The 14,778-nt window shown below is 54.2% G+C and carries 8 protein-coding genes; 6 read left to right on the top strand and 2 right to left on the bottom strand.

Translation table 11 applies throughout. The features are described from left to right. The first annotated feature begins 14 nt into the window (after positions 1-14). The 4 genes from FGZ14_RS00130 to prfB all read left to right on the top strand — a co-directional run bounded on the left by FGZ14_RS00130 (position 15) and on the right by prfB (position 3,843). Positions 15-734, top strand: coding sequence for an ABC transporter ATP-binding protein (locus FGZ14_RS00130; protein WP_139919996.1), 720 nt, complete (start codon positions 15-17; stop codon positions 732-734). An 89-nt stretch (positions 735-823) separates the two neighbouring features. Beyond that, a complete protein-coding gene (locus tag FGZ14_RS00125; RefSeq protein ID WP_139919994.1) occupies positions 824-1,372 on the top strand; it encodes a cob(I)yrinic acid a,c-diamide adenosyltransferase in 549 nt (182 codons plus the stop codon). 165 nt (positions 1,373-1,537) lie between these two features. Next, positions 1,538-2,602: a branched-chain amino acid aminotransferase gene (locus FGZ14_RS00120; protein ID WP_139919992.1), complete on the top strand. Its 1,065-nt coding sequence runs from the start codon at positions 1,538-1,540 to the stop codon at positions 2,600-2,602. 163 nt (positions 2,603-2,765) lie between these two features. Continuing rightward, a protein-coding gene (prfB, locus tag FGZ14_RS00115) for a peptide chain release factor 2 (RefSeq protein ID WP_180754432.1) occupies positions 2,766-3,843 on the top strand; the annotation gives its coding sequence in 2 pieces (ribosomal slippage) (positions 2,766-2,825 and positions 2,827-3,843; 1,077 coding nt in all). Between the two features lie 92 nt (positions 3,844-3,935). Here the strand turns inward: prfB and FGZ14_RS00110 are convergent. Continuing rightward, complete coding sequence (locus tag FGZ14_RS00110) at positions 3,936-5,357, bottom strand: RagB/SusD family nutrient uptake outer membrane protein (RefSeq protein WP_139919989.1); 1,422 nt, start codon at positions 5,355-5,357, stop codon at positions 3,936-3,938. A 63-nt stretch (positions 5,358-5,420) separates the two neighbouring features. Beyond that, entirely contained in the window at positions 5,421-8,429 is a 3,009-nt protein-coding gene (locus tag FGZ14_RS00105; RefSeq protein WP_139919988.1) for a SusC/RagA family TonB-linked outer membrane protein, read from the bottom strand. Between the two features lie 1,434 nt (positions 8,430-9,863). Here FGZ14_RS00105 and FGZ14_RS00100 point away from each other — a divergent pair. Both FGZ14_RS00100 and FGZ14_RS00095 read left to right on the top strand, forming a co-directional pair. Beyond that, complete coding sequence (locus FGZ14_RS00100; protein WP_139919987.1) at positions 9,864-13,097, top strand: SusC/RagA family TonB-linked outer membrane protein; 3,234 nt, start codon at positions 9,864-9,866, stop codon at positions 13,095-13,097. Between the two features lie 46 nt (positions 13,098-13,143). Continuing rightward, complete coding sequence (locus FGZ14_RS00095; RefSeq protein WP_139919986.1) at positions 13,144-14,739, top strand: SusD/RagB family nutrient-binding outer membrane lipoprotein; 1,596 nt, start codon at positions 13,144-13,146, stop codon at positions 14,737-14,739. Positions 14,740-14,778 lie beyond the last annotated feature (39 nt).

Here is a 14,778-nt window from a genome sequence, read left to right as displayed (position 1 = left end):
TGGCCACACTGGTTATGCTGTATCCCGTTATCGAAACCACTGATATTTCCAAAGTTTACCGTATGGGAACGGAGGAAATTCATGCCCTGCAATCGGTGTCCATTACCATTCAGCGGGGTGAGTACGTTGCTTTCATGGGGCCTTCCGGCTCGGGCAAGTCCACGCTCATGAATATCGTGGGCTGCCTGGACACTCCTTCCGGCGGCCGCTATATTCTGAATGGCAAGGACGTCAGCAACATGACGGACAACCAGCTGGCCGACGTACGGAACCGGGAAATCGGCTTTGTGTTCCAGTCGTTTAACCTGCTGCCCCGGGCCACGGCGCTTGATAACGTAGCCCTACCCCTGATTTATGCGGGCTATGGTAAAAGTGAGCGGCAGGACATGGCCCATGAGGCCCTACGCAGCGTAGGACTGGCCGAGCGCTCCATGCACAAGCCCAATGAGCTGAGTGGCGGCCAGCGCCAGCGCGTAGCCATTGCCCGGGCCTTGGTCAACAACCCCAGCATCATTCTCGCCGACGAACCCACCGGTGCCCTCGACACCCGCACCAGCCACGAAATCATGGAGTTGTTTGAAGCGCTGTACGTGCGTGGGAACACTATTATCATGGTAACGCACGAGGAGGACATTGCCCGCCACGCCCACCGCATTGTGCGCCTGCGCGACGGCCTGGTGGAATCAGACGTGGTTAACAACGATGTGGCAACCCATCAGCTAGCCAACCAGTAGCTACCGGAACTTCATTTGCCTGCGCGGGCTAACATTTTGGGCCGGTTGTTAGTAGTTGGACTTTCTGTTCTACTGTTTTTGCCTCTCTGTTGAAAATCTATACCAAAACCGGCGACCAGGGCCTGACCTCGCTCATTGGCGGCACGCGCGTGCCCAAATCCAGCCTCCGCATAGACTGCTACGGTACGGTAGATGAGTTGAACTCCTACGTGGGTCTGGTGCGCGACCAGGATGTAAATGCCTCCCGCCGCGGCTTGCTCAAAGAAATTCAGGATCGTCTTTTTACCATAGGGGCCTCACTGGCTTCCGATCCGGAAAAATCCAGAATGAAAATTCCGGACCTCCAGGCCGAGGACATTACCCTGCTGGAGCGCGAAATGGACCGCATGAATGAAGGCCTGCCCGAGTTGCGGGTTTTTGTATTGCCGGGCGGACACCAGTCGGTATCATTTGCCCACGTAGCCCGGTGCGTATGCCGGCGGGCCGAGCGGCTGGTAATTCAGCTGCGCGAAGACTCCTTCGTGGCCGACCTGGTAATTATGTACCTCAACCGCCTCTCCGATTTTCTTTTCGTACTCAGCCGCCAGATGGCGCATGAGCTGAATGCCGAAGAAGTAAAGTGGGAGCCCCGCATGTAGGCAGCGGCACCCTTCCTTACTAACAAGTGTTCGGAAGAAATTCTGCACCTTTACTTACTCACGTTCTCGTTCCTTTCCTACCCACCCCACCGCGGCTACCCCTCGGGCTCCCCTCCACCCAGGCAAGTAGCTGCACAGTTGTTACCTTTTCCCACCCCACCTCTCATGCTCGCTACCCTCACTATTCCTACGCAGCGGACTACCGCATCGCGTCTTGCCGAAATAGATTTCGACCAGCTCGAATTCGGAAAGACCTTTTCCGATCATATGCTGGTAGTAGACTACCAAAACGGCGAGTGGCAGGAGCCACAGATCATTCCCTACGCCGATATGCCCGTGAGCCCGGCCAACTCTGCTTTGCACTATGGGCAGGCTATTTTTGAGGGCATGAAGGCATATAAGAATCAGCAGGACGAAATTTTCATTTTCCGTCCTTACGATAACCTGAACCGCCTAAATCTCTCGGCCGAGCGCATGTGCATGCCCGCCGTGCCTGAGGAGCTGTTCATGCAGGGCCTGAGCCAGCTGATCCGGCTGGATGCCAAATGGGTACCGAACTTTCCGGGTAGCGCCCTCTACATTCGCCCCTTCATGTTTGCCACCGATGGTATGCTGGGCGTACGCCCATCCGACTCCTACCGCTTCATGATTATTACCTGCCCAGTAGGCCTGTACTATAACAAGCCTTTGCGTGTGCGCTTCGAGGAAAAGTATGTGCGCTCAGCTGAGGGCGGCGCCGGCTTCGCTAAGAATGCAGGTAACTACGGTGCGGCCATGTACCCCACCAAGCTGGCTCAACAGGAAGGCTACAACCAGTTGATCTGGACGGACGCCTCTGAGCACAAATACGTGGAAGAATCCGGCACCATGAACGCGGTGTTCGTTATTGATAACCGTTTGGTTACGCCGGCCCTGAGCACATCTATCCTGGATGGCATCACCCGCCGTAGCGTGCTTCAGCTGGCCCGCGACTGGGGTATGCCGGTAGAGGAACGTAAAGTTTCGGCCCTGGAAATTCTGGAAGCGCAGGCCAATGGCACCTTGCAGGAAGCATTCGGGGTAGGCACTGCCGCTACCATTGCGCCAATTGCCGTTATTGGTTACCAGGGTCAGGATTACACCCTTCCCACCCCAACCGCCGACGCTTTCTCGCACCGCGTATCTGCAGCCCTGGCAGCTATCCGGAGCGGCGAAGCCCCTGACGTACACGAGTGGATGGTGCGTATCTAACGTTCCTCCCCTACCCCATCACTTCCAGCGGACGGCGCCCCCAGCGCCGTCCGCTGTCGTTTATATCGTTTTAGCAGGCGCGCCTACCTGATTTATGCTGACCTTTGATCTGTAATGCGCCACGTCGGACGCAATACTGGTTTTATCATTCATTCTTTTTTCCATGACCCACGACCAGGTGAAGGAATTGAAGGGCCGCGCTGAGGCCCTGAGGAGGTATCTTTGACTACGATGCCCGCAAAGCCCAGGTAATAGAAACGGAGCAGCAGACCACGGCACCCGGCTTCTGGGATGACTCAAAAAAGGCGGAAGCCGTCATGAAGGAAATCAAGGCGGTTAAGGTCTGGACCGACGACTACGAGGCTGTAGAGAAGCTGGTAAGCGACATCGAGGTGCTCTACGACTTTTACCGGGAAGGCGAGGTTGAGGAAGCCGAGATACAGCGTGAGTTCAACGCAGCCGAGCAGGCTGTAGAGCGCCTGGAGTTCAAGCGCATGCTCTCTGATGAGGAAGACCAGCTCTCCGCCATTCTGGAAATAAACCCCGGCGCGGGTGGTACTGAAAGCCAGGATTGGGCCGAAATGCTCATGCGCATGTACATCATGTGGGGCGAGAAGCAGGGTTTTACCGTGCGCCAGGTGAGTTATCAGCCCGGTGAGGGAGCCGGTATCAAATCGGCTTCGCTGGAAATTGATGGCGCCTTTGCCTACGGCTACTTGAAAAGCGAAATCGGGGTACACCGGCTGGTACGCATTTCTCCCTTCGACAGCAGCGGCCGTCGGCACACGTCGTTTGCCTCAGTTTTTGCCTACCCGGTGGTGGACGATACCATCAACATTCAAATCAATCCCGCCGACATCACCTGGGATACGTACCGGGCAGGCGGAGCGGGTGGCCAGAACGTAAACAAGGTAGAAACCGCCGTGCGTCTTAAGCACGCTCCCTCGGGTATCGTGATTGAGTGCCAGATCGAGCGCAGCCAGCTCATGAACAAGGAGCACGCCCTGCGCATGCTAAGGTCGCGCCTGTATCAGTTGGAGCTGGATAAGCGTAACGAAGCACGCGCCGCCGTGGAAGCGGGCAAAAAGCGAATCGACTTCGGCTCCCAGATTCGCAACTACGTGCTGCATCCCTACAAGCTCATCAAAGACCTGCGCACGGGCATCGAGCGCACCGATGTGCAGAACGTGTTGGATGGGGATTTGGAAGAATACATTAAGGGCTACCTGATGCAGAATTAGGTGCCTTTACTATTGGATACTGAGTAGGTTATTACCAGCAAAAAAAGAGGCTGCTCAATTGAGCAGCCTCTTTTTTTGCTGGTAAAAGCAGGTTAGGGATTAGCAACATCCCACTGTACCTCAGCGAAGGGACGGGGCAGACGGTCAAACAGGCGGAACGTACCGGTAGGTGCGCTACCCGACGCGAAGGCCAGCGTAATGCCCGGAGCCGGCGTGGGGTTCAGCTTGTTCAGACGACGCAGGTCAACCCAGAAGTGGCCTTCGTAGAACAGGGAGTAGCGGCGCTGCTTCAGAATCTCGTTGATGTAAGCACCCTGGTCGGCTAGGCTGGTAGCGGTAAGAGCAGGGAGCCCACCGGCTTTCGTGCGAATCACGTTGATGTCGCTCAGCGCGCCCGTCAGGTTGTTGGTCTTCGCTTTAGCTTCAGCCGCAATCAGGATCAGCTCCTCGTTGCGAATGATGTCCAGCGGAGTGGTTTGAGTGGGGAAAGCGCGGGCCTCGTACGTGCTGGTAATACCACCCAATGTACGGGCGGTACCTGTACGCAAGGGAGCTTTTGCCAAACGCAGGTCGCCGGGCTCTGCTTCCGTCACAAAGTTTGACGGCACAACAGCCAGCTGGTTTTGCGTGCCATTGGCTACCTGGAAGTAGGGGTTGCCTGCATCGTTTGCTACAGAAGGAGCAAACACAATCTTCGGCCCGATGGTCAGGCTACCTGCCGGATCGTAGAATGATTGAGCCAGGGCAGCCAGCGCGCCAGCATTATCGTTCTGATAGAGAGCAACGCGGGCAGCCAGGGCGCGGTTGAACTTCAGGAAAGTAGCCGGCGTGTTAAAGCCGTTAAAGCCCGAGGAAAGCTGGAAGGGGAAGGCGGTACCACCAGCAGCCAATTCCGTAGCTGCCTGGTCCAGCAACTGACGGATATGCGTCAGAGCAGGAGCACTACCCTCGGTGAATTTACCAGGCTTCAGGTAGTTGTCTACATCAATGCGGATACCATTTTCACCCATCAGGTTCAGCATGTGCAGCTTACCCAATGCCTCGTAGGTATGGCTGAAACCGGCAATTGCCTGCTTCTGCTCTGCATTGATAACGGCCGTGGCCTGAGCCGAACCTAGGAATACTTTGGATGCCCGCACTACCCGTGCGAAACCGTTGTAAGCGGCCGCGCTATAAAACGCGTTATTGTCTAGGTTGGTACGGGTACCCAGAATTTCCGTGTACCAGCGGTTTTCGTTGTTAGCCAGAATAACAATCTCACGCCCCAACTCACCAATCAAGTTGTTGTTGGCGCCGTTGTTAACGTGTCCGAGGCGCAAAGAAGCCTCTACCCCTACTGCCAAGGCATTCAGCTGAGCCAGCGAGGCATTAGCCGTAACGTCGTCCAAGCTAGGGTTGGTGGGGTCCGTCACCTGGTCAATATCCACCAGGTCGCAGCTGGCGCTGGGTAGCAGCACAGCCAGCGAGCAGGCTAATACTACCGTCCGCGGTATGTTTTTAAGAGAAGTGTACATGAGTGTTGAATCAAAGAAGATTAGAACAACCAGAAGGGGTGTTTCAGCGCACTGAACACCGGTCTAGAAGTCAAGGTTCAAGTGGAAGAACATGCGGCGGGTAGCCGGGTAGGTAAGCACATCCACCTGGGCAGAAGTAGCCGTCTGACCGAAGTTAGAAACCTCGGGGTCGTAGCCGGAGTAGTTCGTGAACGTCAGCAGGTTGTTACCCGAAACGCCTACCCGGATGTTCTTCACGTAATCCTTGAACAGGCTGGTCCGTACGCTGGCGGGCAGCGAGTAGTAAATAGAAGCTTCACGCAGACGTACATAACCGCTGTTCTCGATAAACAACGAGGCATTTTGCGTCTGGCGGTACTCACCCTTGGTCAAACGAACGCCATCGACGGTTTGGCCGCTGTCCTCGCTCCAGTCTTCGCTGGTACCGAAAGCATCCTTCTGAGTGCGGGTCAGGTTGCTGGTGTAGCTATCCTTTTTCCATGCCACGAGGAACGAGGCTTCCAGGTTTTTGAAGATGGTGAAGGTGTTCTGGAAGGTCATCTGGAAGCGCGGCTGCGCATCACCGTAACGAGTCAGGAAGCTCGGATTGTTCGGGTTGTCGGTGGCGCTGACGGGGGTACCGTACCAACGCGACGGCGACTCGCCCAGGGCAAAGAAGGTTTGTCCGAAAGTTGAACCGAAGCCGCTGCTGGCCGAGAAGGCCGGAACAATAATCCGGGTTACTTCGGAGCGGTTCAGCCAGAACAGGTTATTAGTGGTCCAGGTGAAGTTTTCCGAACGAACCGGAATAATGCCCAGTGTCAGTTCCAAACCACGGTTGCGCAGGTCACCTACCGGGTAGGCGCGCACTGACTGCACCCCGGTACCAGGAGCCGTCACGTAGGTGTTGACAATGTCCTTGATTTTCTTGTTGTAAGCCGTCGCTTCAAAGTTGATACGACCATCCAGCAAGCCAACATCAACCCCAAACTCCAGCTCGGTAGCACGCTCCGGACCGATTTCGGGGTTACCCACTACAGTTGAGGGAACAAAGCCCGGACGGTTGCCAATGCTGATACCGGTTAGCGGCGAGTAAAGACCACCGAAGAAGGCCGGTCCACCGGTTTCACCGTATGCGGCACGCAGTTTCAGCAGGTTCACGGCGCTTACCGACCAGAAGTCCCACTTAGCGAGGTTAACGGCAACGGAGCCTTTCGGGAAAGCATAGAGCTTGTTGGGGTCACCGTTACGGCTCGACTTATCGAAACGAACGCCGGCGGTCAGTTCTACCTGGTCGCGGAAGTTAGCTGACTGCTGCGCTACGTAGCCTACGTCCGTCTGGTCGGTCAGCTGCACATCTTGGGTAATTACCGAGCCACGGTTGGGCAGCAGCGGACCAGGTACCAAGTTCTGCCCCTGCTGGAAGCTGAGGTTAGAACGCAGCCCCAGACGCACCAGACCTACCTGCGAGGTCAGGCTCAGATTCTGACCAATCCGATAGTCGTAGATCAGGAAGCCTTGCAGGTTGTAGTTGAAGAATTCGTTTTTGGCTACGCGCACTACCCCCGGGTTAGCCGAGCTACGCTGGGACTGCAAATCGAGAGGAAGCGCGAGCAGCGCGTTGCTGCTGGAGTAGTCAATACCACCCTGCGCAGCGAAACGCAGCGAGGAATTCTCTTTCTCGATAAAGTGCAGGGTAGCGTTACCGGCCTGCGTTACCCGGTTGGTTTTTTCCTCGTTGATAGCCCGCTCCACAACAGCTAGCGGGTTGTCACCGGAATAATCAGAGTCGGGGTACAGGCCAGTAACCGGATCCTTGTGCAACTCCGCGTAGTTCGGAATCTGGGCCAGGTTGTAGCCTAAGCTAATCCCGTTGTTGTCGTTACCGGAGAAGCCGCGGCGGTTGCTGGAGTTGAAGTAGCCAGAGCTAATACCAATATCCAGCAGTTTGCCGATTTTCTGGTCTACGTTGGCGCGGATAGAGTTACGCTGGTAGTCGGTGTTCTTTACGATACCACCTTCTTTGGTCGTGGAGCCCGACACGTAGAATTTGGTACGGTCAGTACCGCCCGATACGCTTACGTTAGTATTACGCAGGAAGGCAGTGTTGCCAAATACCTCCTTTTCGTAATCGTAGAGCTTACCGCTGGCCTGAGCAGCCGCGAGTTTGGCCTTCTCAGCAGTAGCCGACGCCCCGGAGTAGAACTTGTCAATTTTCTCGGGCGTCCAGCCTTCCTGACCGAGCAGGTTACGGGCCTTGGCAAAACCTATATCCTGCGATACGCTCACGCGCGTCTGGCCAGCAGCTCCACGCTTGGTTTTAATGATAATAACACCAGCACTTGCGCGAGTACCATAAATAGCCGCAGCGCTGGGGCCTTTCAGAATTTCAATCGATTCAATGTCGTTCGGGTTCAAATCCGAAATACGGTTGGTACCGTTGTCCTGGGTAGTACGGGTAGTACCTGAAGAGGCACCTGTAAAGGCGGCCGCACCGGCCCCGTTTCCTACCTCATCCGACACGGCGTACACCCCGTCAATGATGTAAAGGGGCTGTGAGCTACCAGAGATGGTAGAAATACCGCGTAGCTGAATGGAAACACCACCGCCCGGAGCACCGCTAGTGGAGGCAATATTCGCGCCCACTACTTTGCCGCTCAACGCAGCATCTACGGTTACGGGGCGTGTGCTGCCCACCAGTTCCTTGGCACTAACCGTGGAAACGGCGTTGGCCAGGTTTGAACGCTTAACCGATGTTGCCAGACCCGTTACAACTACCTCATCCAGATTGCGGGTGCTGGAGCCCAGGCTCACGTTGAACGTAGAGCTCGTACCAATAGCACGCTCGATGCTGGAGTAGCCAACTGAGCTAAAAACCAGTGTAGTGGCCGAAGCAGGTACACTGATAGTAAATCCACCATCTGCATTGGTTGACGCGCCAACGGTGGTGCCTTTTACTAGTACAGTAACCCCCGGAAGTCCCTGGCCATTAGCGGCATCAGTAACACGCCCGGAGATTTCGCGGTTCTGGGCGGCGGCCTGCTGCAACAGGATGGGCGCGCTCAGAAGCGCAGAAAGTATTGTTTTGCGCATGTGAGTGAAAATGTTAGAATGAACTTACGATGCCGTAAATAAACGAATTGTTTTTTGCCAACCTGACAAGAATTCGCTTTATCCATTAAAAATGCAACTAGTCTGAAGGGTTGAGATATACTGCCCTATCTATAGGCCTTACTCCAGCCTTATCAGGGCCCAGGAACCAAGCATCCTTCTTCTACTAGGCAAAACCGCTGCCCGTCTCACGCTTTTCTGAGCAACAGCGAACAGCAGGCCCAAACTTGCTTGATCTAAAGGCAATCCACTCAACTCTGATAGATTCAATGTGCCTCACCAGCCTTCTAAACCAAAGGCATTGAGATGTGAAGTTGCCTCTGGTCGTTGGCGCTAGATGGCATTCAATAGGCAGTTGCGAGTAGGTCTTTGTATGCTCTTCTGAATCCAGAATACCTATAGTGATGTAACTGGTTCCTAAGCCCCTTATGATTTCAGGGTTGCCTACATCTTGGAAAAATCTGGCCGGTAGAGCTAAACACTTGCTTCAAGGCACAGTGGGAGTGACTCGAGACATTGATGCCAGCATATCACCATTCTACTGTCATAAATAGTTGTCTCTACTTCTGTTTGAGTATCCCCCTAAGTCAACCTTTGTTACAGATCGAAAGCTATTAGTAATCATGCCCACGTCATAAAATGCAGATAAGCCTAAATATATAACAATGCTTATTATATATGTAAAATAATCAATATCAAATAAGAGTAGCTGTTGGGGTAATGATACTGGTTAGTGTAGCTATGTAGATGATACATTCTTATAATACAGATAGAGGGCAGTATGTAAGGCTATTCTCAATGTGCAATACAAGCTATAAAATCCTATTATATATATAATTGTTACAAATGCAAAAGATATTATTCAATAATTGAGCTAAGCCTAGTATAATACAACACTTAAGCTTACCTAAGGCATTTTGGTTTGTATGGCCAACAAGAGCAATTATCTAACGTCAGGTGCAGCTCTTTAACAAGCCCACCTAGAGAGAGAAAGGCTATTAGGCATAAGCTATTATAAGAAAAATCATATATTATAGATAATAAATTTCATGAACAGGCAGAATGAAAATACTCCCTAAAAAACTGTCGTCATAACTATTTGGCTTATATATTGAAAATAACATAACAAAATAAGGTATTTAATATAACTATATCAATTAAGCAAGTGTTATACTAGATGAATAATCAATGACATACAACTTATGGTAACAATTCTATATATCTGATTTACACCCTTCAGACTACCGTTGAGTGAGCTTTATGGCATACAACGAAGACAGAAGGTGTTTTTGACATTATTAATAGCATCAAAAGATTTTTAGGATGCTTATTTCAATAAACTCTGCTTATTTTTAAGCGCGGAACGGTACTTGTTCGTAAAACCGCGCTTTTTCACCTTTATCTTTTTTCTTTTCCATGAGAAAATCCTTACTCATGGGTCTGCCTTTGGCGGCACTAAGTGTCGTTCAGGGGGTAGCCCAAACTCGGAGTGTTTCCGGCCGAGTAACGGACCGCACGACAGGCGAAGGCTTGCCGGGGGTAACCGTGCTGCTGAAGGGTAGCAACAACGGTATTTCAACCAACTCCGACGGTACGTACACACTGACTGTACCTGCCGGAGACGGCACTTTGGTTTTCAGCTCCATTGGGTTCATCACGGTAGAGCGCCCCATTGGTACCGATACGCAAATCAATGTAGGGCTTGCTGCTGATACCAAACAGCTGAGCGAGGTAGTAGTAACCGCTCTGGGCATCCAGCGCGAGTCGCGTGCTATTGGTTACGCAGTATCTGAAATTCAGAGCCAGCAGGTGGTTCAAAAGTCGGAGCCTGATGTACTGCGCACCCTGCAGGGCAAGGTGGCCGGCGTTAACATCGTGGGTTCGAGCGGAGCTCCGGGCTCTTCTACTCGTATTGTAATTCGTGGTAACACGTCGCTTAACGGTAACAACCAGCCCCTGTTTGTAGTGGACGGTGTACCTTATAATAACGATGTCACGGCTTCGGACAACACGCTGGTACGCGGCTCCTCCTACTCAAACCGCGCCGCCGATATTGACCCGAACAACATTGAGTCGATTAACGTGCTGAAAGGCATGGCGGCCGCTGCTCTCTACGGTAACCGTGGCGCCAACGGCGTTATCCTTATTACTACCAAAACCGGTAGCCGTGGCAAGGCCGACAAGGGTATCCGGGTTGGCTACAACTCTTCTTATTCTATTGAGAAGATTGCCAGCCTGCCCGAGTATCAGAACAAATACGGTGCGGGGGCTAACTTCGCCCAGTCAGCAGCCAACGGTTCATGGGGTCCGGCTTTCGGCAGCGCCCAGGCGCCCGCTGATGTTCTGCACCCGTTGAGCGGCATCGCGGCTTTCCCCGAGTTCCAGGGAGCCCGCTATCCGTACCAGGCCTTCGAAAACAACGTTAAAGACTTCTTTAACACGGGTAAGCTGTTCGAAAACTCGGTTAACGTAACTGCGGCCAGCGACAATGCTACCTTCTCGACGGTTCTGTCCCGCTCGGAGCAGGAAGGCATGATTCCGGAAAGCAAGTTCAACCGTACCAGCCTCAGCGCTGGTGGCTCGGGTAACTTCAACAAGTTGCGCATCGGGGCGAACATTACTTACACCAACTCGGATCAGCGTGGTCCGCAGCTCGGGGCTAACAACGCCATTGGCAACGCCTCGGTAATGGGCCGCCTGCTGTTCATCCCGCGCAGCCTTGACCTGACGGGCCTGCCCTATATCAACCCGCTCACGCGTGGTCCGGTACTGGGCTGGCTGACGGGCCAGGCAGATAACCCCTACTGGTCAACGGAATACAACGGCTACACCTCCCGCGTTGACCGTCTTTCTACCAGCGCCAACGCCAGCTACGATATCTTGAAGTGGCTGAACCTGAGCTTTGTGGGTGGCTTGAACACTTACAACGACAACCGTCGTTCCTTCATCCGTCCGGGCTCGGTAGGTGCCAGCGGCACCGGCGAAATTATCCAGGACGCCATCACCAACACCGAACTGGAAGCTACCACCCTGCTGACAGTTAACCAGAACCTGACGGAAGACTTCAGCCTGAAAGCTATTCTGGGCCACAACGTCAACCAGCGTCAGTACCAGTCCACTTCGGTTATTGGCTCGCAGTATCTGTTGTTTGATATTGACGACATCCAGAACACCAAAACGCAGAGCCAGTTTGGTTCAGGCTTTACGAAGCGTCGTATTTTCGGGGTTTTCGGTGACGTAACGCTGGGCTATAAGGACATCGTGTACGTCAACGCTACGGCTCGTAACGAATGGACCTCTACCCTGGCCAAAAACAACCGCAGCTTCTTCTACCCGAGCATCAGCACTTCCATCATCTTCACGGAAGCGCTGGGCATGCAGTCCGACATTCTGAACATGGGCAAACTGCGGGCTGGTTATGCTAAAGCCGGTAAGGACGCCAGCCCCTACCAGCTTAACAGCCGCTTCGCTCTGAACCCCACCTTCGGTAACAACGCCGCAGGCTTCGGTTTCCCCTTCACGCCCACTGGCGGTACTACCCCGGTTTCCGGCGCTGCTATCAGCGGCACTATCGGCAACCCGGCTCTGACCCCGGAGTTCTCGAAGGAACTAGAAGTAGGCACCGACTTGAACTTCTTCAAGGACCGGATCGTCCTGAGCGCTACGTACTACGATAAGCGTTCTACGGCCCAGATTGCCAACGTTCCGCTGCCCTACGCCACAGGTTTCACGGCACTGGTAACCAACTTCGGTGAAATCTCCAACAAAGGTATCGAAGGCTCACTGACCCTGATTCCGGTGGATGCCGGTGGATTCCGCTGGACCAGCTTCACTACCTTCACCCGCAACCGCAACATCGTGGAGAAGCTGACGGAAGGCGTTGAGCAGGTAGCCGTTGCCGCTAACTACTTCAGCGGCGGGGTGCAGGCCATCCACAAAGCCGGCCAGCCCTACGGCATGATTTACGGTACCAAGGCTGCCCGCGACCCCGAAACCGGGAAAGTCCTGATCAACCCGTCCACGGGTACCATGATTCCGACCACCACGACGGACGTTATCGGCAACCCGAACCCCGACTACCTGCTGGGCTTCACCAACACCTTCACGTACAAAGGCTTCACCTTCGAATCGGTGGTGGACTTCCGTAAGGGCGGTGATGTGTACTCGACTACGGTTGCTACCCTGCTGGGCCGTGGTGTAACCAAGGACACCGAAGACCGGGAGAAAACAGTAGTAATTGACGGGGTGTACGGCAACGCCAACACCCAGCTGCCGCTGAAGAATGCCGATGGCTCGAGCATCCCGAACAACACGGCCATTTCGCTGAACGACTACTACTTCGGTGCCGGTTCGGCAGCACTGAGCGGTCCGGCTGAGTTCTCTATCTACGACGCTACTACCGTTCGTCTGCGCGAAGTAACGCTGGGTTACACCCTACCGGCTACCCTGCTGCAGAAAACCCCGTTCCGCGGTGTAACGCTGAGCCTGTCGGGTCGCAACCTGTGGTGGTTCTCGCCAAACGTGCCGAAGTACACCAACTTCGACCCGGAAACCAACACGTACGGGGGTGCTTCGAACGCTCAGGGCTTTGAGTACACCAACGCTCCTACTGCTCGGCGCTACGGCGTAAACCTGCGCGTGAACTTCTAAGCAGCAGGCGCACTTCTAGGCAGTAATTTCATTCTCGACTTTTCTCATGAAGATAACCAAGATTCCAGCCGCCGTAGCCGCAACAGCTTTGTTGCTGGGCACGACGAGCTGCGACAAGTTTCTGGACGTCAACACTGACCCAATCAACCCTACCACGGTTCCGATTACGCTGTTGATGCCTACCAGCCAGGCGGCTATGTCGCTTTACCTCGGCCACAGCGTAGCAGGTCTGAGCCAGCCGACTTCGGCCCTGGTGCAGCAACTCAACAACTTCCGTATTGGAGCCTACAGCCTGGGAGCTAACGATTTCAACAACCAGTGGCTGGGCCTCTACACGTCGGCGCTCGAAAACAACGAGCAGATGCTGAACCAGGCTACCACCCAGGGTGCTTGGACGTTTGTGGGTATTGCTCAGATTCAGAAGGCTTACATGTTCAGCGAAATGGTGGACGTGTGGGGCGACATTCCTTACAGCGAAGCTCTGAAAGGCTCTGAGTTCCCGGCTCCTAAGTTCGACGATGACGAGGCTATCTACACCGACTTGTTCCGTCTGATTGATGAGGGTATTGCCAACCTGAAGCGCACAGACTCCAGCCGTAACCCTAACTCCACCGAGGACCTGATTTACGCTGGTAACCGCGACAAGTGGGTGCGTCTGGGCAACACGCTGAAGCTGAAGCTCTACAACCAGATCCGTCTGACGCGGAACGTATCAGCTGACGTGCAGCCGCTGCTGACCAACTCCAATGATCTAATCGGGGCAGCTGACGACTTCGAGTTCAAGTATGGCACGGCGGGTGGCACACCTGAGAACCGTCACCCCGGCTTCCTGGGCGACTACGCTTCTTCGAGCCGGGAGAACTTCGTCAACGTGTACTTCTACAACCTGATGAAGGGGAATAAGGACCCTCGTATTCCTTACTACTTCTTCAACCAGGTAAACTCTGACGCTGCTCAGACCACCGCTGATTATCAGGATGGTCGTTTCATCTCGCTGCGCTTTGGCAGCCAGGGTCCTCAGGCCAGCGTCAACACCACCAACATTCGTACCCTGCAGGGTCTGTACCCCATTGGCGGACGCTTCGACAACGGAGCTGGTTTTGCTACGGGTACCGGTGCTACGGCTGCTTCGGCTAAGGGCAACGTGGCCCAGCGCTTCCTGACCTTCTTTGCCCGCAAGTTTACGGAGGCTGAACTGTACCTGACGGTGCTGAACAACCCCACCAGCGCCCGCACTGCATTCCGCGACGGGGTTACGGCTGCGTTCAATAAAGTAAACGCGGTGGCAACCATTGACGGCAGCACCCCGATTGCGGAAACTGCTGTTACGGCTTACGTTACGGCCGCTCTGGCTCGCTACGATGCGGCCACTGACAACAATGCCAAGCTTAACGTCATCATGACGGAGAAGTACATCGCCAGCTATGGCTATGGCATTGACGTGTACACGGACTACCGCCGCACTGGCTTCCCGGCTGCTCCGGTAAACCCCAGCACCGACGACTCCGATCCGCAGACTGTACTGACCGGCACCGAGTTCCCGGTTCGTCTGCCGTACCGCCTGAACGACCTGCTGACAAACGCCAACGCGCCTAAGACGCAGCCGAACATTACGACGGAGAAAATTTTCTGGGACCGGTAATCAAAGCATCCTCCGCGTTCTTTGATTCAGCCATTTTCA

The organism is Hymenobacter sp. DG01, from assembly GCF_006352025.1.
In the GTDB taxonomy this organism is placed as follows: domain Bacteria; phylum Bacteroidota; class Bacteroidia; order Cytophagales; family Hymenobacteraceae; genus Hymenobacter.
Note: the sequence above shows the minus strand (reverse complement) of the source record. Positions and strands in the feature narration are given on the sequence as shown.

What these genes read in the sequence shown, in the direction of transcription:
- FGZ14_RS00095 (WP_139919986.1), top strand. Translation starts at nt 13,144, where the DNA reads ATGAAGATAACCAAGATTCCAGCCGCCGTAGCCGCAACAGCTTTGTTG.
- FGZ14_RS00100 (WP_139919987.1), top strand. Translation starts at nt 9,864, where the DNA reads ATGAGAAAATCCTTACTCATGGGTCTGCCTTTGGCGGCACTAAGTGTC.
- FGZ14_RS00110 (WP_139919989.1), bottom strand. Translation starts at nt 5,357, where the DNA reads ATGTACACTTCTCTTAAAAACATACCGCGGACGGTAGTATTAGCCTGC.
- FGZ14_RS00130 (WP_139919996.1), top strand. Translation starts at nt 15, where the DNA reads ATGCTGTATCCCGTTATCGAAACCACTGATATTTCCAAAGTTTACCGT.
- FGZ14_RS00120 (WP_139919992.1), top strand. Translation starts at nt 1,538, where the DNA reads ATGCTCGCTACCCTCACTATTCCTACGCAGCGGACTACCGCATCGCGT.
- FGZ14_RS00105 (WP_139919988.1), bottom strand. Translation starts at nt 8,429, where the DNA reads ATGCGCAAAACAATACTTTCTGCGCTTCTGAGCGCGCCCATCCTGTTG.